Origin of the sequence: Nonomuraea glycinis (assembly GCF_014646515.1) — a bacterium.
GTDB lineage: Bacteria > Actinomycetota > Actinomycetes > Streptosporangiales > Streptosporangiaceae > Nonomuraea > Nonomuraea glycinis.
This window is the reverse complement of record NZ_BMNK01000008.1, coordinates 395,778-416,155: the sequence shown is the minus strand read 5'-3', so window position 1 is coordinate 416,155 and position 20,378 is coordinate 395,778. Positions and strand designations below refer to the sequence as shown.

Genomic DNA, 20,378 nt, shown 5'->3' with positions numbered 1-20,378 from the left:
ACGATGGGGACAGAGGACAAGCTCCGCGCCTACCTCAAGCGCGCCACGGTCGAACTGGCCCAGACCCGCCGCCGGCTCACCGAGACGGAGGAGCGCGCCTGCGAGCCCATCGCGATCGTCGGCATGGCCTGCCGTTACCCCGGTGGCGCGGACACGACCGAGGGCCTGTGGGAGCTGCTGCGCGAAGGCCGCAGCGCCGTCCGCGAAGTGCCGGCGACCCGCTGGGACATCGACGACTACTACCACCCCGACCCGCGCACCCCCGGCGGCATGTACACCAGGTACGGCACCTTCCTGGACGACATCGCCGGCTGGGACGCCGAGTTCTTCGGCCTCTCACCCCGCGAGGCGCTGCGCATGGACCCCCACCAGCGCCTGCTGCTTGAGCTGGCCTGGGAGGGCCTGGAGAACGCCGGCCTGGCACCCTCCGCGCTGGCCGGCACCCGCACCGGCGTGATGGTCGGCTTCATGGACACCCTGCAGTACGGCCGGATGCAGATCGAGCGGCAGGGCGCCGACGCCCTCTCCGACCCCTACCTCGGCCAGGGCTCGGTGGCCAGCATCGCCGCCGGGCGCATCGCCTACCAGCTCGACCTGATCGGCCCCACCGTCACGGTGGACACCGCCTGCTCCTCCTCGCTCATCGCGGTCCACCTGGCCGCCGAGAGCCTGCGCCGGGGCGAGAGCGACCTGGCCCTCGCCGCGGGCGCCTCGCTGACCCTGCACCCCTCCCTCTACATCCAGGCGTGCGCGGGCCTGATGATGTGCTCCGACGGGCGGTGCAAGACCTTCGACGAGGACGCCGACGGCTACGTCATGGGCGAGGGCGGCGGCCTGGTCGTCCTGGAGCGGCTGTCCAGCGCCGTCGCCAACGGCCGCCGCATCCACGCCGTGCTGCGCGGCTCCGCGGTCAACCAGGACGGGCGCAGCAACGGGCTCACCGCCCCGAGCCGGCGCGCGCAGGCCGACGTGATCGGCCGCGCGCTCGCCGCCGCCCGTGTCACTCCGGACGACATCGCGTACGTGGAAGCGCACGGCTCGGGCACCCACCTCGGCGACGCCATCGAGTTGTCCGCCCTGCACGACGTCTTCGGCCGCCGCTCGCCGGACCGGCCGCTGCGCGTCGGCGCGATCAAGACGAACATCGGTCATACCCAGGCGGCGGCGGGGGTCGCCGGCCTGATCAAGACGGTGCTGATCCTGAAGAACGGGCAGATCCCGCCCAGCCTGCACCTGACCACCCCGGCCGCCGCGTTCCCCGAGGACGGCACCGTCCGGCCGGTCACCGGCCTGGAACCGCTGCCCGAGGAGGAGGACCGGCCCCGGCTGGCCGGCGTCAGCTCCTTCGGGCTGTCCGGCACCAACGCCCACCTCATCCTGGAGAGCGCCCCCGTACCGGCCCCGCGCGAGGAGCCGGCGGGTGCCGCCACGCACGCGCTGCCCCTGTCGGCAGGCAGCACCACCACGCACGTGCTGCCCCTGTCGGCCGGCAGCGCCGCCGCGCTGCGCGAGCAGGCCACCCGGCTGGCGGACTGGGTCGGCGCCCACCCCGGCACGACCATGCCCGACCTCGCCCGCACCCTCCAGAGCGGGCGCGCCGAGCTGGACCACCGCCGCGCCCTCCTCTGCGGCACCCCCGACGACGCCGTACGCCGGCTGCGCGCCACCGCCGAGAACGGCGGCGGCCACCGGGTCAAGGGCCGCCCCCGCGTCGCGTTCCTGCTCCCCGGCGTCGGCGACCAGTACGAGGGGCTCGGCCGGGAGCTGTACGCCACCGAGCCGGTGTACGCCCAGGCGGTGGACGCCTGCGCCGAGCTCGTCCTGCGCCGCTCGGGCACGGACCTGCGCCCCCTGTTCCTCCCCGAGCGGGAGTCGGCCGCCGACTCCGCCGACCTCGCCGCCCTGCTCGGCCGGGGCGGCGGCGCCGCACAGACCTTCGGCCCGCTCGACCACGCCGAGGTCGCCCACCCCTTCCTCTTCACCGCCGAGTACGCACTGGCGCGGCTGTTCGAGCACTGGGGGGTCACCCCGGACATGCTCATCGGCTACAGCCTCGGCGAGTACGTCGCCGCCTGCCTGGCCGGGGTGTTCACCCTGGAGGACGCGCTGCACGTCGTCCAGGAGCGGGCCCACCTGATCACCGCCGTGCCCGCGGGGCGCATGATCGCCGTCGCCGCGCCCGAGGAGCGGATCGCCGCGGCCCTCGCGGCAGGCGGGATCGACGTGGACGTCGCCGCCCGCAACGGCCCGTCGATGACCGTGCTGAGCGGGCCGCCCGCCGAGATCGAGGCGGCGGCCGCCCGGCTGGCCGACGGAGGCATCGCCTGCCGGACGCTGCGCTCGGCGCACGCGTTCCACTCCCGGCTGCTGCAGCCCGCCCGGGAGAAGCTCGCCGCCGTGCTCGACACCGTGCCGAGGCGCGCCCCGTCCGTCACCGTCATCTCCAACCTCACCGGCCGCCCGCTCACCGCCGAGCAGGCCACCAGCACCTCGTACTGGACCGACCAGCTTGTCAGCACGGTCCGTTTCGCGGACGGGGTGCGGCACTGCGTGAGCCAGGACGTGGACGCGTTCGTCGAGCTGGGGCCCGGCCAGACGCTCGGCGGGCTGGTCCGGCAGAACCTGGCCGGAGGCGCCACGGCCGCCGTCCTCGGCACCCTGCCGGCCCGCTGGACCGGCGGGCCGCGCCCCGACGCGTACGACGAGCTGCTCCGGACGCGCGCCCGGTTGTGGGAGCTCGGCGCCCCGGTGACGTGGGAGCCCATCGGAGAGGGCCAGGTGCTCAGCCTGCCCACCTATCCGTTCCAGCGCACCCGCTTCTGGCCCGAGCAGACCGTGCCCGCCGGATCGGCCACCCCCGCGCCTAGCCCCGAGCCCGCCGACTTCACCTTCGCCCACTCCTGGCGGCAGGACCCGGCGCGAGACACCCCCGCCGCCGCCCTCGTCCTGCCCGGTCCCCTCGTCGTCTTCGCCGACCCCGGCGGCGTGGGCACCGCCCTCGCCGACCTGGCCGCCGCCTCCGGGACCCCCGTGCTGGAGGTGATCGCCGGCGACGGCCCGCCGCGCCGTGAGGGCCGCCGCCTGACCATCGACCCCGCCGTCCCCGCCCACTACACCGACATCCTCACAACCCTCAACGACCCGTCGTACAGCCACGGCCCACTCCACGTCGCCCACCTGTGGAGCCTGACCTCCCCAGCGGGCTTGAACGGCACGGGTCTGCGGGCGGCGATCGCCAATGGCTTCGACAGCCTCATGCTGGCCCTGCAAGCGCTCGGCGACCTGCCCGGCGACCGGGGGGTGCGGCTGCTGACGGTCACCCGAGGCGCCGCCGAGATCCTCGGCGGCGACATCCCGGCACCCCACCAGGCCCTGGCCCACGGACTCGGCCGGGCGGCCCGCCACGAATACCCCGGCCTGACCTGGCAGGGCACCGACCTCGACCCCACCCCCGACGCCACCTTCGGCTTCACCACCTCCGACCCCGCCCCTGGCCCCGCGCTCGGTGCCCGATCGGATCTGGACGCCGCGCGGGTCGCCCGGGAACTGCTGCATCAGCCGGACCCCGACGCGACGACCCCGGAGGCGGACGACCCGCTCGCCGGATGGCGGCGTGGCCGTCGCTGGGTGCGGTCCTGGGCCCCGGTCGCCACCGCGCCGCCCCCTGCCCCCGTATGGCGCGAGGACGGGACGTACCTGATCACAGGCGGGACGCGCGGGCTCGGCATGGCCCTGGCCCAGCACCTCGTACGGGCAGGGGTGCGGCGGCTCGCGCTGGTGGGCCGCACTCCGCTGCGGCGCGGCGCGGCCGACGGCGAGCGGGCGGAGCGGACCCTGCGCGACGTCGCCGAGCTGGAGGCGAGCGGCGCGGAGGTGCTACTGCTCACCGCCGACACCGGCGTACCCGAACAGCTCAGGCAGGCGCTGCGGCGCGGCAGGGAGCACTTCGGCGCGCTGACCGGCGTGATCCACGCGGCCGGCCTGCCGGCGGGCGGCCTGCTGCGGCGGCGCACCGTGGCCGAGGCCGCAGCGGTGCTCGCGCCCAAGGTGCTGGCGATGGGACCGCTGGCCGAGCTGGTCGGCCCGGAGACCCCGGCCGCCGATCGGCCGGAGCTGCTCGTGCTGTACTCGTCCGCGGTGACCGCGTTCGGCGGCATCGGCGAGGGCGACTACTGCGCCGCCAACACCGTCCTGGACGCGTACGGCGACGCGCTGGCCGCCATCAGCCCGTCGACCAGGGTCGTGTCCGTCGCCTGGGGCCCCTGGCAGCACGACGTGTGGCAGTCGGAGAACCTCAAGTCGGCCGGCGGCCTGGCCGACCGGGTGGCCGCCTACCGCGCCCGCTACGGCTTCGCCGATGACGCCGGCTGCGACCTGCTGGACGGGATCGTGGCGGGCGGCCACGGCAGCGTGATGGCGGTGCGGCAGCCGCTGCACGAGGTGATGAGCGCCTGGTCCGACATGCTCGACCTGGACGACCTGATCGGCGCGGCCGCAGCGGTGCCGGCGGGCGAGCGGTTCCCGCGCCCGCAGCTGCGTACCGACTTCGCGGCGCCGCGGACCGAAGCGGAGACCGAGATGGCCGAGCTGTGGGGCGCCTACCTCGGCATCGACCGGGTCGGCGTGCACGACCCGTTCTTCGACCTCGGCGGCAACTCGCTGCTCGGCATGGCCATGGTGCTCGCCCTTGAGCAGAGGCTGGGCCACCCGGTCCCGCCCGCGCTGCTGTTCGAACACCCGACCATCGCGGAGTTCGCCGCCGCCTTGGACGGCGAAGGCGGCCCGGACGGCGGCGTACCGGAATCGCTCACCACCAGTTCGGCGCGGGGGCAGCGGCGGCGCCGGGCCCGTTCCAGTAACCGGAAATGAGGACGGAAGACGTGATCGACGACATCGAGGGCGAGAACTCCGGCACCGACATCGCGATCGTCGGCATGTCGGGCCGCTTCCCGGGGGCGTCCGACGTCGCCGAGCTGTGGTCCGCGATCCGGGCCGGCACATCCGGCATCACCCGGTTCACCGACGACGAGCTGCGGGCCGCCGGCGTCCCTGACGACCTGCTGGCCGATCCCGCGTACGTGAAGGCCGCGCCGGTGATCGAGGACGTCGAGCTGTTCGACGCGGCCTTCTTCGGGTTCAGCCCGAAGGAGGCGCAGATCCTCGACCCGCAGCACCGGCTGTTCCTTGAGCACAGCCACGCGGCACTGGAGGACGCCGGCTGCGACCCCAAGCGCTTCGACGGCTCGATCGGCGTCTTCGGCGGCTGCGCGCACAGCTCGTACATGCAGAACAACCTGCTGCCCAGCGGCATCGGCGAGGTCATGGGCGACCTCGCACTCGGGCTCGCCAACGACAAGGACTCGCTCACCACCCGCGTCGCCCACACGCTGGGCCTGTCCGGCCCGTCGTACGGCGTGCAGAGCTACTGCTCGACGTCGCTGGTCGCGGTCTGCGCCGCCGCCACCAGCCTGGCCGGGTTCGAATGCGATCTCGCCCTGGCCGGCGGCGTCGCGGTCAGCGTGCCGCAGCACGTCGGCTACCTCTACCAGCAGGGCGGGATCTCGCCGCCCGACGGCGAGTGCCGGGCCTTCGACGCGGGCGGCCTCGGCGCCCCGCTCGGCAGCGGCGTCGGCGTGGTCGCGCTGCGCCGGCTGGAGGACGCGCTCGCCGACGGCGACCAGATCTACGCCGTCCTGCGCGGCTGGGCGGTCAACAACGACGGCGGGCGCAAGGTCGGCTTCACCGCGCCCGGCGTGCAGGGCCAGGCCGCGGTGATGGCCGAGGCGCTGGCGAGCGCCGACCTGACGCCCGCCGACATCGACTACATCGAGGCGCACGGCACCGGCACCGCGCTCGGCGACGCCGCCGAACTGGCCGCGCTGCAGCAGGTGTTCCGCGGGCAGTCGCTGCTGATCGGCTCCGTCAAGACCAACCTCGGCCACCTCGACCGGGCCGCCGGCGTCACCAACCTCATCAAGGCGGCCCTCGCGCTGCGCAACGACGAGATCCCGGCGACGCTCAACCTGTCGGCGCCCAACCAGCAACTCGCCGCCGGTGACGCCCAGTTGGAGGTGGTCACCCGGCTGCGCGCCTGGCCGCGCGAGGCGGGACACACCCGGCGGGCGGGCGTGAGCGCGTTCGGCATCGGCGGCACCAACGCGCACGTGGTGCTGGAGGAGGCGCCGCTCGTCCCCAGGACCGAGGAGGAGCCCCGGCCCGAGCCGCTGGTGTGGTCCGCGCGCTCGGCCGCCGCCGCCGACGCGATGACCCAGCGGCTCGCCGCGCATCTCGCGGGCCCCGGCGGCGGCACGCGCCTCGCCGACGTCGCCCACACGCTGCAGAGCGGACGCCAGGTCTTCGCCCACCGCAGGACGCTGGTCGCCTCGTCCACCGCCGAGGCCGCCGCGGCCCTGCGCGACGGGGCGGTGCTCGGCCGCGAGGAGAGCCGCGCCGACCGGCCCGTGGCCTTCCTCATCGCGGGCACCGGCGAGCAGTACCCCGGCATGGCCGCCGAGCTTTACCGCACCGAGCCCGTCTTCCGCAAAGTGCTCGACGAGTGCCGCGCCGTCCTGCGCCGCCGCATGGGCGGGGACGACCCGCTCGCCGAGATGCTCGCCCCCCGCCGCACCGAGGAGGCCGGCGGGCTGGGCGCTCTGCTCGGTCGCGGCCCGGCCGCCGCCGCGACCCCGACCGCCGTCCTGCAGCCCGCCCTGTTCGCGGTCGAGTACGCGCTCGCCCGCCTGGTGCAGGCGTGGGGCGTCCAGCCCGCCATCCTGGCCGGATACAGCCTGGGCGAGTACGTCGCCGCCTGCCTCGCCGGGGTGCTGTCCCTGGAGTCGGCGCTCGCCCTGGTGGCGCACCGCGCGAGCCTCATCGGCGAACTGCCCGAAGGCTCGATGAGCGCCGTGCCGCTGTCCGCCGCCGACGCCGTCGAACGCCTGCGGCGCGCCGGGATCTCCGGCGTGGACGTCGCCGCCGTGAGCGGACCCGAGCTCACCGTGCTGGCGGGCGAACCGCACGCCATGGCGGCGGTACGCGCGCTGCTGGAGGCCGACGCGGTGCCGTGCCGCCCGCTGGCCACCACCCACGCCTTCCACTCGGCCATGATGGAGCCGATCCGCGCGCCGCTCACCGCGTGGATCGCCGCCAACGTGCCGCTGAACGCGCCCCGCGTGCCGTACGTCTCCAACGTCACCGGCGCCCTGGCCACGGCCGAGCAGGTGACGGACCCGGCCTACTGGGCCGAGCACATGTGCGCGCCGGTCCAATTCGACGCCGTCCTGGCCACGCTGCTGCGGGAGGAGGGCGACGCGGCGCTGCTGGAGATCGGCCCCGGCCAGTCGCTCGGCGCGATGGCGCGCGGACACCGGGACTGCGCCCGCGAACGCTGGCCGCTGATCGTCGGCACCCTGCCGGGCGCCCAGGACCCCCGCGCGGCCGGCGCCGCCCTGGCCGACGCGGCCGGCCGGCTCTGGCTGGCGGGCGTGGCGCTCGACTGGCCCGGCTACCAGCAGGACCGGCCGGTGGCCAAGGCCGGCCTGCCCACCTACCCGTTCCAGCGCGAACGCTACTGGGTCGACCCGCCCGCCACCGCCCTTCCCCGCCCCGCCGCCACTCTCGGCGCACCTTCCCCCGCTGCCGCCCAAGGTGCTGGTACGGGTGCCGCTCCCGGTGCCGCCAAGTCGACGGCCGAGCCGCACGTGCGACTCCTGACCCCGCGCTGGACCCCGGCGGACACGCCCGAAGCGTCCACCACGGGCACGCCTGAGGCGCTCGCCCGCTGCGTCCTGCTGGGTGGCCGTGCCCAGGCGGCTGAGACTTTGGCCCGTACGTTGCGCGCCCACGGCCTCGAGGTCGTGACCGTCGCCCCGTCGGACACCTCTGCCGAGGTTCCGGGTGGGCTCGCCGAGACCTCGGGCGGCGGCCGTACCGTCCTGGTGGATCTGCGCCTCCTCGACGAGGAGGACCCTTCCGCCGGCGCGCACGACGGGCTGCTTCCACTGGCCCGGCTGCTCGACGCCTGGGGTGAGGCCGGTGACGGGGTACGGATCATCCTGGCCACCTCCGGCGGGCAGGCCGTGGCGGAGGGCGAGGTGCCCGCGCTCCGGCAGGCCGCCGCCGCGACCCTGCCGATGGTCGCCAACCAGGAATACCTGAACCTCGACTGCGCCACCGTGGACCTCGACCCGGCGGCGAGCCCTGACGCCGTCGCCGAGGCACTCGCCGCCGAGGTGAGCCGGCCCTCCGGCGAGGTGTTCGTCGCCTACCGCGACGGCCGCCGCCTGGTCCGCGCCTTCACCCCGGACGAGCCCGTCAAGACGGTGCCTGACCGTTCTGCCCAAGGAGTGCCGGACGGGTCTCGTCGGGCCGTGCCGGAAGGGGCCGAGCAGGGTGTGCCGGAGGTTGTCGCCGCTGTTCGGGAGGGGGGCACGTACCTGATCACCGGTGGGCTCAGTGATGTGGCGCTGCTCGTGGCCGAGCATCTGGTCCGGGCCGGTGCCGGGCGGCTGGTCCTGACCAGTCGCGGTGGGGTGCCCGACGTCGAGGGGGATCCGCGCCGGGAAGCGGTGCGGCGGTTGCGGGAGCTCGGGGCCGAGGTGCTCACCCCTCGGGTCGACGTCACCGACGAGGCCGCCATGCGGGCGCTGCTCGACGGCGAGCAACGGTTGGACGGCGTGGTGCACGCCGCCGCCGACACCCGGCCTGACACCTTCCGCCCGCTGCGCGATCTGGACGAGGCCGCCGTCGAGCGGCACTTCACCGCCAAGGTGACCGGCGCGCTGGTCCTGGAACGGCTGCTGAACGCGTTGCCCGCCGATCGCGCCCCGAGTTTCTGTGTGCTGTTCTCCTCCACCTCCGCCGTGCTCGGCGGCGTCGCGTTCGCCGGTTACGCCGCGGCCAACGCCGCCCTGACCGCGATCGGCCTGCGCAACCACGCCCGCGGGACGCGTACACGATGGGTGAGCGCCGGCTGGGACACCTGGGCGGTCACGCTGGGCCGGGTCGAGGGCGGCTTCGGCGCGGCCATGGCCGCGCACTCCATGACGGCCGAGCAGGCGCTCGCCGCCTTCGACGAGCTGCTGGTCACCTCCCGGCCCAGCCTGGTGGTGGCCGCCGGCGGCCTGGACGACCGGCTGCCGCACGCCCTCGCCGCCGACTTCGACGGCCCGGCCGCAAGCGCCGCGGGCGCCGGGACCGGCGACCGGTTTCCGCGCCCGGAGCTGCCACAGCCTTACACTCCGCCGCTGTCGGCGACGGAACGCGACCTGGCCGGCCTCTGGTCGGAGGTGCTCGGCGTCGAACCGGTCGGCACCCGGGACAACTTCTTCGACCTCGGCGGCAATTCGCTGGTCGCGCTCCAGATGCTCGCGCTGGTGAAGAAGCGCTTCGGTGTGGCGGTGCCGACGGTCTCGCTGTTCGAGGCGCCGACGGTGGGCACGCTGGCCACCACCCTGGACGAACGCCGCACCCCGGCAGCGCTTAAGGGCGCCGGGCTGCCCGTGTTCGCCCGTGACAGGGGGGCGCCTCCCTCGGGCGACGACGACAGGCGGATCGCCATCGTCGGCATGGCGGGGCACTTCCCCGGCGCCTCCGACGTGGGACAGTTCTGGCGCAACCTGCGCGACGGCGTCGAGTCCATCAGCTTCTTCTCCGAGGAGGAGCTGCTGGCCGCCGGGGCCGACCCCGAGCAGATCAAGGACCCCGCGTACGTCCGCGCCCGGCCGGTGCTGGACGACATCAGCGGCTTCGACGCGGCCTTCTTCGGCATGAGCCCCCGGATGGCCGCGATCAACGATCCGCAGCAGCGGGCCTTCCTGGAGGTGTGCTGGGAGGCGCTGGAGCACGGCGGCTACGCGGCCCCCGGCCACCGGGGCCGGGTAGGCGTGTTCGGCGGCGCCAACATCAGCACCTACCTGCTGCGGATGACGGACCACCTGCTGGGCGGCGGGCAGCAGGAGTTCAGTGACTTCGAGGTCATCATGGGCAACGACAAGGACGCCCTGACCACGACGGTCTCCTACCTGCTCGACCTGTACGGCCCGAGCGTGGCGGTCCAGACCTTCTGCTCCACCTCGCTGGTGGCCGCGCACCTGGCGGTGCAGAGCCTGCGCAACGGCGAATGCGAGCTGGCCCTGGCCGGAGGCGTCTCGATCCGGGTGCCCGACCGGGTCGGCCACCTGTTCGGCCCCGGCGGGCAGGAGTCGCCGGACGGCCACGTGCGCGCCTTCGACGCCCAGGCGCGGGGCAGCATGTTCGGCGACGGCGCGGCGGCCGTCCTGCTCAAGCGGCTGCCCGACGCGGTGCGCGACGGCGACCACATCTGGGCGGTGATCCGCGGCTCCGCGATGAACAACGACGGCGCGCTCAAGGTCGGCTACACCGCGCCCAGCGTCGTCGGCCAGTCCAGGGTGATCGCGGACGCGATGGCCGACGCGGGCGTCACCGGCGAGGACATCAGCTACGTCGAGGCGCACGGCACCGCCACCGAGCTGGGCGACCCGATCGAGGTGGCCGCGCTGACCCGCGCGTTCGGCCCCACCCGGGACAAGGAGTACTGCCCGATCGGGTCGGTGAAGACCAACGTCGGCCACCTCGACCGGGCCGCCGGCGCCAGCGGGCTGATCAAGACGTCGTTCGCGGTGCGCGAGGGCGTGATCCCGCCCACCCTGCACTACACCAGCCCGAACCCGGAGATCGACTTCGAGGACAGCCCGTTCTACGTCAACGCCGAGCTGTCCCCGTGGCGGACACGCGACGGCCGCCCGCGGATCGCGGGCCTCAACTCCCTCGGCATGGGAGGCACCAACGTGCACATGGTCATCGAGGAACCGCCCGTCCGTCCCGGCGCACCGCCGCAGGCCCGCCGCTTCCAGGTGCTGCCCGTCTCAGCGCGCAACGCCCCGGCGGCCGACGCCGCGGTACGGCGGCTCGGCGAGCACCTGGCCGCCGAGCCCGGCGCGCCGCTGGCCGATGTGGCCTACACCCTCCAGGTCGGGCGCAAGACGTTCGAGCACCGGCGGGCACTGGTCGCCGCCGACGGCGCGTCCGCCGCGACCGCCCTGACCGGACCGCGCCAGGAAGGACTGCTGGGCCGGGTGGACACCGTACAGGGCCGCCGGACCGCCTTCCTGCTGGCCGGCGTCGGCGAGCAGTACCCCGGCCTGGCCGCCGACCTCTACCACCACGAGCCGACCTTCCGCACCGCCCTGGACGAGTGCCTGACACTCCTGAACCAGCACCTCAACAGCACCGACAGCACCGGCGACAGCGCCGCGAGCACCGGCACCGGCAGCGTCTATATCGCTGACCTGCTGATCGGTGCGCGCGAGGCGGGCGCGGGCCTGGCCGCGCTGCTGGGGCGGGCGCCCGCGGAAGGGGCGACGGGCCGCGCCGCCGCGCTGCAGCGCACGGAGGTGGCCCAGCCCGCGCTGTTCGCCGTGGAGTACGCACTCGCGCGCACGCTGATGTCCTGGGGGCTGCAACCGGCGATCATGCTCGGCTACAGCCTCGGCGAGTACGTCGCCGCCTGCCTCGCCGGCGTCCTGTCGCTGCCCGACGCCATCGCCCTGGTCACCCACCGGGCCCGGCTGATCTCCGGGATGCCGCCGGGCGCGATGCTGGCCATCTCCCTCCCGGCGGGCGACCTGCGCAGGCGCTTCCGGCTGGAGGAACGCGGGCTGGACGTCGCCGCCGTCAACGGCCCCCAGGCGGTCGTGGTCGCCGGGCCGGTCGAGGCGGTCGAGACGCTGGCCGGGGACCTGCGGCAGGCCGAGATCGCGTGCCGCACGCTGGAGACCACCCACGCCTTCCACTCCCGCATGCTGGAGCCGCTGACCGACGAGCTCACCCAGTGGATCAAGGCCGAGGTCACGCTCAACCTGCCGGCGTTGCCGTACATCTCGAACGTGACCGGCGCGCTGGCCGACGCCGAGCTCGTCTGCGACCCCGGCTACTGGGCCCGGCACATGTGCGCGACCGTGCGCTTCCAGGCGGGGGTCGACACCCTGCTGGCCGAGCCGGAGCTCGCCATGGTCGAGATCGGTCCCGGTCAGTCGCTGGGGGCGCTGGTGCGCGGGGCGGGCTGCCCGGCGGAACGCTGGTCGTTGATCACCCACACGCTGCCCGCCGCGAGCGACCCCACGCCGGGTGACGAGGTGCTGGCGGGCAGCCTGGCCCGGCTCTGGCTCGGCGGTGTCACCATCGGCTGGGACGCCTACCACGGTCGCGTCGAGGGCGCCGACCCGGCGACGCTGCCCGGCCGGGTGCCGCTGCCCACGTACCCGTTCCAGCGGCAGCGTTACTGGATCGACCCGCCCGCCAGGAAGGAGCGGGCGGCCGAGCCGGAGGACCTGTTCGAGGCCATCACGACCCTGCCCAAACTGCCCGAGGAGCAGTGGCTCTACCTGCCCGTGTGGCGGCAGACGGCCGCGCCCGCGCCGGCGGAGCGGCAGCCCGCCTCGTGGCTGGTCTTCACCCGCGCGGGCCTCGCAGACAAGGCGCTCGCCGACCTACGCGAAGCCGCCGCCGCAACCGGCGCCACGATCACGCCAGTACGCCCCGGCGAGACGTACGCCGTCAACGGCGAGGGGCACACGGTCAGGCCGGGCAGTGTCGCCGACATGCTCGCCGTGCTGCGCGACCTGCGTACGGCGGGACGGCGGCTGGAGCGGGTCGTCCACCTGTGGACGCTGGAACGGGCGCCGCACGACACCACCATCGCGTACGGCCTGCACACGCTCGTCGCGCTGGCCAGGGCGGCAGGGGAGTCCGGCATCGGCGACTGGTCGCTCGACGTGGCCGTCTCCGGCACCCAGCGGGTCCTGGGGGAGGAGGTGGCGCATCCCGCCGGCGCGACCCTGATGGGACCGTCCCTGGTGATCCCGTTGGAGTATCCGGGCGTGACCACCCGGCTGATCGACCTCCCGGCCGGCCCGTCCGCACGCGACCTGCACGGCCTGACCGCCGAGCTGGCCCGCCCGCAGCACGACCGTACGGTCGCGCTGAGGCACGGCCGCCGCTACATCCCCGACTACGCCGTGATGCAGCCCCCACCGCTGCCCGGCGGACCGGTCGCCGATGCCACCGGGCTGCGGGAGGGCGGTGTCTACCTGATCACCGGTGGGCTGGGCGGCATCGCCCTCGGCCTGGCCGGGCATCTGGCCCGCGACTACCGGGCCAAGCTCGTCCTGCTGGCCCGGCGTGGCCTGCCACCGCGCGCCGAGTGGCCCGCGATCCTGGCCACCGGCGGCTCAGGCGGCAGTGGTGGCTCCGGTGGGCGTTCGGTGGATGAGGTGACGTGGCGGAGGGTGGCGCAGGTCACCGAGTTGATCTCGCTCGGCGCCGAGGTGGAGATCGTCGCCGGGGACGTCGCGGACGCCGGGGACGTGCGCCGGGCCGTGGAGGCGGCCACCGAGCGCTTCGGCGCGCTGCACGGCGTGCTGCACGCGGCGGGCGTACCGGCCATGGGGCTGATGCAGTTCAAGCGGCCCGAGGAGCTGGACGAGGTGCTCGCCCCCAAGATCGGCGGCACGCTGGCGCTGGCCGAGGCGCTGCGCATCGGCCGCGAGGACGAGGTCGAGTTGGACCTGCTGGTGCTGTTCTCCTCGATCACCTCCGCGACCGGCGGCGGCCCCGGCCAGGTCGACTACTGCGCCGCCAACGCCTTCCTGGACGGCTACGCCCACGAGCTCGCCGCGACCGGGCGCCGGGTGGTGTCCGTCGGCTGGGGCGAGTGGACGTGGAACGCGTGGGAGGCCGGTCTCGCCGGGTACGAGGAGGCGCTGCGCGACTTCTTCCGGCAGAACCGGGCCCGTGTCGGCATCGAGTTCGCCGACGGCTGGCGCTCGCTGCTGCGGGCGCTGGCGACCGGGGAATCCCACGTCATCGTGTCCACCCAGGACTTCCCCACGCTGGTGAGCGGCAGCTCCCGCTTCACCCTGGAGGCGGTGACCTCCCCTGCGATGGGCGGCGGCGGCGAGCTGCACCCCAGGCCCGAGCTGGTCACCAACTACCAGGAGCCCGCCGACGCCACCGAGGAGGCCATCGCCGCGATCTGGGGCGAGTCACTGCGCCTGGACCGGGTCGGCGTGCTGGACAACTACTTCGAACTGGGCGGCAACTCGCTGCTCGGCGTCGCCATCGTGGCCGCGGTCCGGCGCGCGTTCAAGCTGCCGGAGCTGCCGCCGCACATCCTCTACGAGTCGCCGACCGTGGCCGCGCTGAGCCGCACCGTCGAGGCGCTCGCCTCGGGCGCGGCGCCGGCCGCCACCGAAGGCGGCAGCCAGGTACGGGCCCAGCTGCGGCGCTCGGGATTGGAGGCCGCCGCGCGCAGGCGCGGAAGGTGACGGCGACCACGGAACCAACGCCGCGATCAAGGAGCGGAACCGATGAGGGAAGCGGAGATGACATGTCAGTAATCGGGGTGATCGGCGCCGGCGTCATGGGAGTCGGCGTCGCCCAGAACCTCGCCTCGACCGGGCACGACGTGGTGCTGGTCGACAAGGACGAGAAGACCCTGGCCGCCGCGCTGGCGACCATCGAGCGCAACAGCCGGATGAGCCGCCTCATGGGCGGCCCCGCCCTGGACGCCGACGAGATCCTGTCCAGGATCACCACGGCGGTCGGCGCCGCGGGCGCGGCCAAGGCCGAGATCGTCATCGAGAACGTGACCGAGAACTGGGACGTCAAGCGGGAGGTGTACGAGACGCTCGACGCCGAGTGCGGTCCCGACACCGTCTTCGTCGTCAACACCTCGGCCATCCCGATCACCAAGGTCGCCGCCGTCACCGGCCGGCCGGACAAGGTGGTCGGCGTGCACTTCATGAACCCGGTGCCGGCCAAGCCGGTCGTGGAGCTGATCCCCGGCTTCCACACCTCACCGGAGACGGTCGAGCGCACCAAGGACCTGCTGCACGCCATGGGCAAGAAGGCCGTGCACGTCAAGGACTCGTGCGGCTTCATCTCCAACCGGGTGCTGATGCTCACCGTCAACGAGGCGGCCTTCCTCGTGCACGAGGGCGTGGCGGACGCCGCGTCCGTGGACGAGGTGTTCCGCGGCTGCTTCGGCCACCCGATGGGACCGCTGGAGACCGCCGACCTGATCGGCGTCGACACGATCCTCTACAGCGTCGAAGTGCTCTACGAGCACTACGCCGACAGTAAGTACCGCCCCTGCCCGCTGCTGAAGCAGATGACCGACGCCGGGCTGCACGGCCGGAAGAGCGGCCGCGGTTTCTACACCTACGACTCGAACTGAAGACGAACTGAAACGGAGCAACGCCCATGTCCACCACCGCAAAGGATCAGATTCTCACCTTCGTCCGCGAGCGCTACCCGCAGGCGGAGATCGACGCGTCGCAGGACATCTTCGCCCTCGGCTTCGTCAACTCGCTGTTCGCGATGGAGCTGGTGATGTTCGTGGAGAAGACGTTCGGGATCACCATCCCGAACGAGGAGCTGCGGATCGACAACTTCCGCACCGCCGACACGATGGCGAGCCTGGTGGCGAGGCTCTCGGCCGACCTGGCCGTGGCGTGACCCTCACCGACCCGGCGCCCGCCACCCGCACCGCCGACCGGGTCACGGACCGTACGTCGGCCCGCGCCTTCGTCGACACCCACGTGGTGCCGTACGCCGACGTCTACGACCGGGCCGGCCGGGTGCCGGAGGATCTGCTCCAGCGGGTCGCCGAGGCGGGCCTGTGGGCGCCCTTCCTGCCGCCCGGCTCGGGCGGCGCCGGGATGGACCTGGTCACGCTCGGGGAGGTGCACGAGGAGGTCGGGCGCGGCTGCTCCTCCCTGCGCAGCCTGCTCACCGTGCACACGATGGTGTCGTGGACGGTGCAGCGCTGGGGCACCCCCGCCCAGCGGGAGCGGTGGACGACGCTGCTCGGCAGCGGGCAGGTGCTCGGCGCGTTCTGCCTGTCCGAGCCCGGCGCCGGCAGTGACACCTCGGGGATCACCACGACCGCCGCCGAGTCGGGTGGCGGCTGGGTGCTCAACGGGGTCAAGACGTGGACCACGGGCGGCCAGCGGGCGGACCTGTTCCTGGTGTTCGCCCGCACGGCCGCCAGCATCGGCGCCTTCCTCGTGCCGAGGGAGGCGCCGGGCGTCCGGGTCCGCCCCATCCACGACATGCTGGGCACCCGCGCCTCCATGCTGGCGGAGATCTCCTTCGACGACGTCGTCCTCGGGCCGGACGCGCTGCTCGGCCCGAGCGGCTTCACCGCCGGCATGGTGCTCACCGGCACCCTCGACCTCGGCCGCTACAGCGTGGCGGCGGGCTCGCTGGGCATCCTCCAGGCGTGCCTGGAGGCGTCGTCCGGCTACGCCGCGCGGCGCAGGGTGGGCGGCTCGGCCCTGCGTGAGCTGCCCCTGATCCAGGCGAAGCTCTCCGACATGGTCACCGACGCGCGGGCGGCCCGGCTGCTGGTCGCCGAGGCCGGCCGCCTCAAGGACGCCGGGGAGTCGGCGACGCTCATGGCCACCTGGGTGGCGAAGTACTTCGCCTCGACGGCCGCCGTCCGGCACGCGGCCGAGGCCGTGCAGATCCACGGCGCCAACGGGTGCAGCCCGGACTACCCGGTGGCCCGGCTGTACCGCGACGCCAAGGTGATGGAGATCATCGAAGGCAGCAACGAGATCCAGCGGATCACCATCGCCGGCCAGGCGGAAAGGGAGAAGACGACGTGACCGTGACCACCTCGACCACCTCGGCCACCCCGGCCGCCCCGCTCCCGGAGAAGCCGAAGCGGGGCCGGATCAAGTGCATCGTGTGGGACCTCGACAACACCCTGTGGAACGGGGTGCTCCTGGAGGACGGCGACGTCACCGTACGGCCGGCCGTCGTCGAGCGGATCCACGAGCTGGACCGCAAGGGCGTCCTGCACTCCATCGCCAGCAAGAACGACAGGGACGCGGCCATGGCCAAGCTGCGCGCCCTCGGGCTGGAGGAGATGTTCCTGTACCCGCAGATCAACTGGAACCCCAAGTCGGACTCCATCCGGCACCTCGCCACGGCGCTCAACCTCGGCCTGGACGCCTTCGCGTTCGTCGACGACCAGGAGTTCGAGCGCGCCGAGGTGGCCCACGGCCTCCCCGAGGTGACCTGCGTGGACATCCTGGAGCTGGACGAGGCGCTGGCACGGCCGGAGTTCCGGCCACGCTTCGTCACCGACGAGTCGGCGCTCCGCCGCGAGATGTACCGCGGCCAGATCGCCAGACAGGAGCTGGAGAGCGAGTTCGTCGGCACGAACGAGGAGTTCCTGGCCGGCCTGGAGATGTCGTTCACCATCTCCCCCGCCAGAAGGGAGGACCTGCAGCGCGCCGAGGAGCTGACGGTGCGCACCAACCAGCTCAACTCCACCGGGCGCACCTACTCCTACGAGGAGCTGGACGCGCTGCGCGAGTCGCCGGACCACCTGCTCCTGGTGGCCTCGCTCACCGACAGGTTCGGCGGCTACGGCAAGATCGGCCTGGCTCTGGTGGAGAAGGGCGAGGACGCCTGGTGGCTGCGCATGATGCTGATGTCGTGCCGGGTGATGTCCCGCGGCGTCGGCATGGTGCTGCTCAACCACATCATGCGGCTGGCAGCGGAAGCGGGCGCGACCGTACGGGCGGACTTCGTGGAGACCGGGCGCAACCGCATGATGCAGGTGACGTACGCCTTCGCCGGGTTCCACGAGGCGAGCCGGGAAGGCGCGCACGTCGTCCTGGAAGCCGACCTGAGCGCCGTGCAGCCCCCGCCGGCGTACGTGAGACTCGAGATCGTCGAGTGAGGGACCGACATGACCGTCTATGACGAGACGAGCGACGCCCTGCTGACCCAGTGGCTGCCGTTCCGCACCCTGACCGGCGCGGAGCCGGGCGCGCTGCCGCTGTACTGCCTGCCGCACGCGGGCGGCGCGGCGTCGGCGTTCCGGCAGTGGCAGCGCAAACTGCCGGGCGTCGCGGTGCAGCCGGTGCAGCTCCCCGGCAGGGAGAGCCGGCACCGGCAGCCGCCCTACCGGCTCATGGAGCCGCTGGTCTCCGACCTCGCCGACGCGGTGCTCGCCGACGTGGCGCTGTCGGCCGCGGGCCACAGATACGCCCTGTACGGACACAGCCTCGGCGGCCTGGTGGCCTTCGAGCTGGTCAGGGAGGTCAGGCGGCGGGGCGGGCCGGAGCCGGTGCACCTGTTCGTCTCCGGCTCCGACGCCCCGCACATCACCTACGAGGACGGGCCGCCGGTGAGCGGGATGACCAGGGCGGAGGTGGTCGGGCTGCTGCGCAAGCTGGGCGGCACGCCGGAGTGGCTGCTGGCCGACCAGGGCGCGCTGGAGATGATCCTGCCCGCCGTGCAGGCCGACTTCACCGTCAAGGAGACCTACCGCTACACGCCGGAGCCGCCGCTGGCCGTGCCGATCTCGGTGCTGCCCAGCGGCTCCGACCCCCGGGTGGCGCCGGAGAAGGTGGCGGCCTGGCGGGAGCAGACCGCGCGGGAGTTCGCCCTGCACCCGTTCGACGGCGGCCACTTCGCCGTGTTCGAGCAGGCGGACCGCACCCGGGCGATCGTGGCGGAGGCGCTGCGCCCATGGGCGTGAGGCTGTGGCGGGTCCACCTGGACCGCCCGGAGCGGGCGGGGGAGCCGGGGCGGTGGCACTGCCTGTCCGGCGCCGAACGCGACAAGGCCGCCGCCTTCGCCGACCCCCTCGCCCGGCGCCGGTACGTGGCCGCCCACGCGGCCCTGCGCCACGTCCTCGGCCGGTTGTGCGGCGTGCCCGCCGCCCGGCTCGCCTTCGGGACGGAGGAGTCGGGCCGCCCCTGCCTGCTGGCCCGCACGCCCCGGCCCGACTTCAACCTGTCCCACTCGGAGGAGTGGGCGCTGATCGCGGTGGCCGCGCCGGGGTCACGGGTGGGCGTCGACGTCGAACGCGTCCGCCCCGACCTCGACCACCGGGAGATGGCCCGGCGGATCTACCAGCCGGAGGAGGCCGCCAGGGTGTGCGCGGCCGCCCCCGACGCGGGCCTCGCGGAATACTTCCGGCTCTGGACGGCCAAGGAGGCGTACGTCAAGGCGACCGGGGCCGGGCTGGCCGGCCTGCGCGACGTCCTCGTCCGCCCGGCCGCCGCCACCTGCGAGCAGAGCCGGGCGGGAAGCGCGGTCTTCCGCTCCCTGCCCGGCTCCCCGGCCCCGGTCCGCTGGCTGGACGTCGCCCCCGGCTACGCCGCCGCGCTGGTCACGACCGCTTCGACACCGGCACCACGTACCGGCTGAAGACCAGGTCGCGCAGCACGTCGTCGCCGCCCTCCACGATCGAGACGTACCGCATGTCACGCAGCAGCTTGCCGATCACCGCATCGTGGGTGTAGCCGAGGCCGCCGAACATCTCCGACGCCGTCGAGGCGATCTGCCAGCCGGTCTGGCCGCAGAACATCTTCGTGGTCAGCGCCGACTTCAGCGTGCCCACCCGCATGAACTCCTCACCCGCGTCGGGCCGGGCCGCGATCGCGTCGTAGGCGCGGGCGGCGGCCAGGCACTGGTTGGTCATGACCTCGATCTGCATCTCGAACTGGCCCAGCCGGCCGGCGAAGACCGCGTTCGCCGACAGCGGCGCGCCCTTGACCGACTTGGACTTGCCGTACTCCATGCACACGTCGCGGATGCGGCGGGCGATGCCCAGCGCCGTGGTGGCGATCAGGACGCGGCTGGCGTTCAGGCCGATCTCCAGCAGGCGCAGCCCGTTCCCGCGCAGGACGTTGCCGGCCGGGACGCGGACGCCGGACAGCGACACCTGGTAGGTCGCCGAGGAACGCAGCCCGATCACGTCCCAGCGCTTGTCCACGGTGACGCCGGGCGCGTCGCCCGGCACCAGCACCGCCAGGTAGCCCGACGGGTCGTCCTCGGCACGCGCGATCACCACGAGGAACTTCGCGAAGCCGGTGTTCGTGGAGAACGCCTTCTGACCGTCCAGCACGATCATGTCGCCCTCGCGCCGCGCGGTCGTGCCGATCCTGGCCAGTTCGCTGCCCGCGGCGTGCTCACTGCCCAGGGTGGCGGCGAAGCCACCGGCGGACAGCCCGCCGAGATGCTCCTTGCGCAGCTCCTCGCCGCCGTACCACTGGACCATGCTCGTGGTGAGCACCGGGATGAACAGGGTGAAAGCCACACCCGCGTCGGCGTAGGCCAGGTCGGAGACGATACGGACGCTCTCCTCCAGGCCGAGCCCGAGCCCGCCGTACTCCTCGGGCAGCCACCAGCCGGACAGCCCGGTGCGCGCGAACCGCTCATAGAGCGGCAGCGGCGCCTCGGCCAGCGAGTCGAGGTAGGCGTCCTTGCCGGCCAGCTCACGCCGGACGAACCCCTGCAGGGCGCGCAGATGCTCGGGACGGTTCATCTCC

9 protein-coding genes are annotated in these 20,378 nt (G+C 73.9%); 8 read left to right on the top strand and 1 reads right to left on the bottom strand.

Annotated features, from left to right (window positions below):
• Window positions 1-3: 3 nt before the first annotated feature.
• The 8 genes from IEY87_RS24450 (at window position 4) to IEY87_RS24415 (ending at window position 19,254) form a co-directional block, all read left to right on the top strand.
• Window positions 4-4,869, top strand: coding sequence for a type I polyketide synthase (locus tag IEY87_RS24450; protein WP_189141076.1), 4,866 nt, complete (start codon window positions 4-6; stop codon window positions 4,867-4,869).
• Window positions 4,866-14,345: a type I polyketide synthase gene (locus IEY87_RS24445; RefSeq protein ID WP_189141075.1), complete on the top strand. Its 9,480-nt coding sequence runs from the start codon at window positions 4,866-4,868 to the stop codon at window positions 14,343-14,345. Before IEY87_RS24450 ends, IEY87_RS24445 begins: the two co-directional genes overlap by 4 nt.
• Window positions 14,346-14,407: 62 nt before the next feature.
• A complete protein-coding gene (locus IEY87_RS24440) occupies window positions 14,408-15,256 on the top strand; it encodes a 3-hydroxyacyl-CoA dehydrogenase family protein (RefSeq protein ID WP_189141074.1) in 849 nt (282 codons plus the stop codon).
• A gap of 26 nt (window positions 15,257-15,282) precedes the next feature.
• Entirely contained in the window at window positions 15,283-15,537 is a 255-nt protein-coding gene (locus IEY87_RS24435; protein ID WP_189141073.1) for an acyl carrier protein, read from the top strand.
• Window positions 15,534-16,691 (top strand): acyl-CoA dehydrogenase family protein, encoded by a 1,158-nt coding sequence (locus IEY87_RS24430; protein WP_189141072.1) that lies wholly within the window; start codon window positions 15,534-15,536, stop codon window positions 16,689-16,691. Before IEY87_RS24435 ends, IEY87_RS24430 begins: the two co-directional genes overlap by 4 nt.
• Entirely contained in the window at window positions 16,688-17,776 is a 1,089-nt protein-coding gene (locus IEY87_RS24425; protein ID WP_225277524.1) for an HAD-IIIC family phosphatase, read from the top strand. The genes IEY87_RS24430 and IEY87_RS24425 overlap by 4 nt, the downstream gene beginning before the upstream one ends.
• 9 nt (window positions 17,777-17,785) lie before the next feature.
• Window positions 17,786-18,580: a thioesterase II family protein gene (locus tag IEY87_RS24420; protein ID WP_189141071.1), complete on the top strand. Its 795-nt coding sequence runs from the start codon at window positions 17,786-17,788 to the stop codon at window positions 18,578-18,580.
• The gene (locus tag IEY87_RS24415) at window positions 18,571-19,254 is read left to right on the top strand and encodes a 4'-phosphopantetheinyl transferase family protein (RefSeq protein ID WP_189141070.1); all 684 of its coding nucleotides are present in this window, start codon (window positions 18,571-18,573) and stop codon (window positions 19,252-19,254) included. The genes IEY87_RS24420 and IEY87_RS24415 overlap by 10 nt, the downstream gene beginning before the upstream one ends.
• Here the strand turns inward: IEY87_RS24415 and IEY87_RS24410 are convergent.
• Window positions 19,217-20,374, bottom strand: coding sequence for an acyl-CoA dehydrogenase family protein (locus IEY87_RS24410; RefSeq protein ID WP_189141069.1), 1,158 nt, complete (start codon window positions 20,372-20,374; stop codon window positions 19,217-19,219). The genes IEY87_RS24415 and IEY87_RS24410 overlap by 38 nt on opposite strands.
• Between the last annotated feature and the right edge of the window lie 4 nt (window positions 20,375-20,378).

Coding starts and splice junctions, on each gene's coding strand:
- IEY87_RS24450 (WP_189141076.1), top strand. CDS start 4: ATGGGGACAGAGGACAAGCTCCGCGCCTACCTCAAGCGCGCCACGGTC.
- IEY87_RS24445 (WP_189141075.1), top strand. CDS start 4,866: ATGAGGACGGAAGACGTGATCGACGACATCGAGGGCGAGAACTCCGGC.
- IEY87_RS24440 (WP_189141074.1), top strand. CDS start 14,408: ATGTCAGTAATCGGGGTGATCGGCGCCGGCGTCATGGGAGTCGGCGTC.
- IEY87_RS24435 (WP_189141073.1), top strand. CDS start 15,283: ATGTCCACCACCGCAAAGGATCAGATTCTCACCTTCGTCCGCGAGCGC.
- IEY87_RS24420 (WP_189141071.1), top strand. CDS start 17,786: ATGACCGTCTATGACGAGACGAGCGACGCCCTGCTGACCCAGTGGCTG.
- IEY87_RS24415 (WP_189141070.1), top strand. CDS start 18,571: ATGGGCGTGAGGCTGTGGCGGGTCCACCTGGACCGCCCGGAGCGGGCG.
- IEY87_RS24410 (WP_189141069.1), bottom strand. CDS start 20,374: ATGAACCGTCCCGAGCATCTGCGCGCCCTGCAGGGGTTCGTCCGGCGT.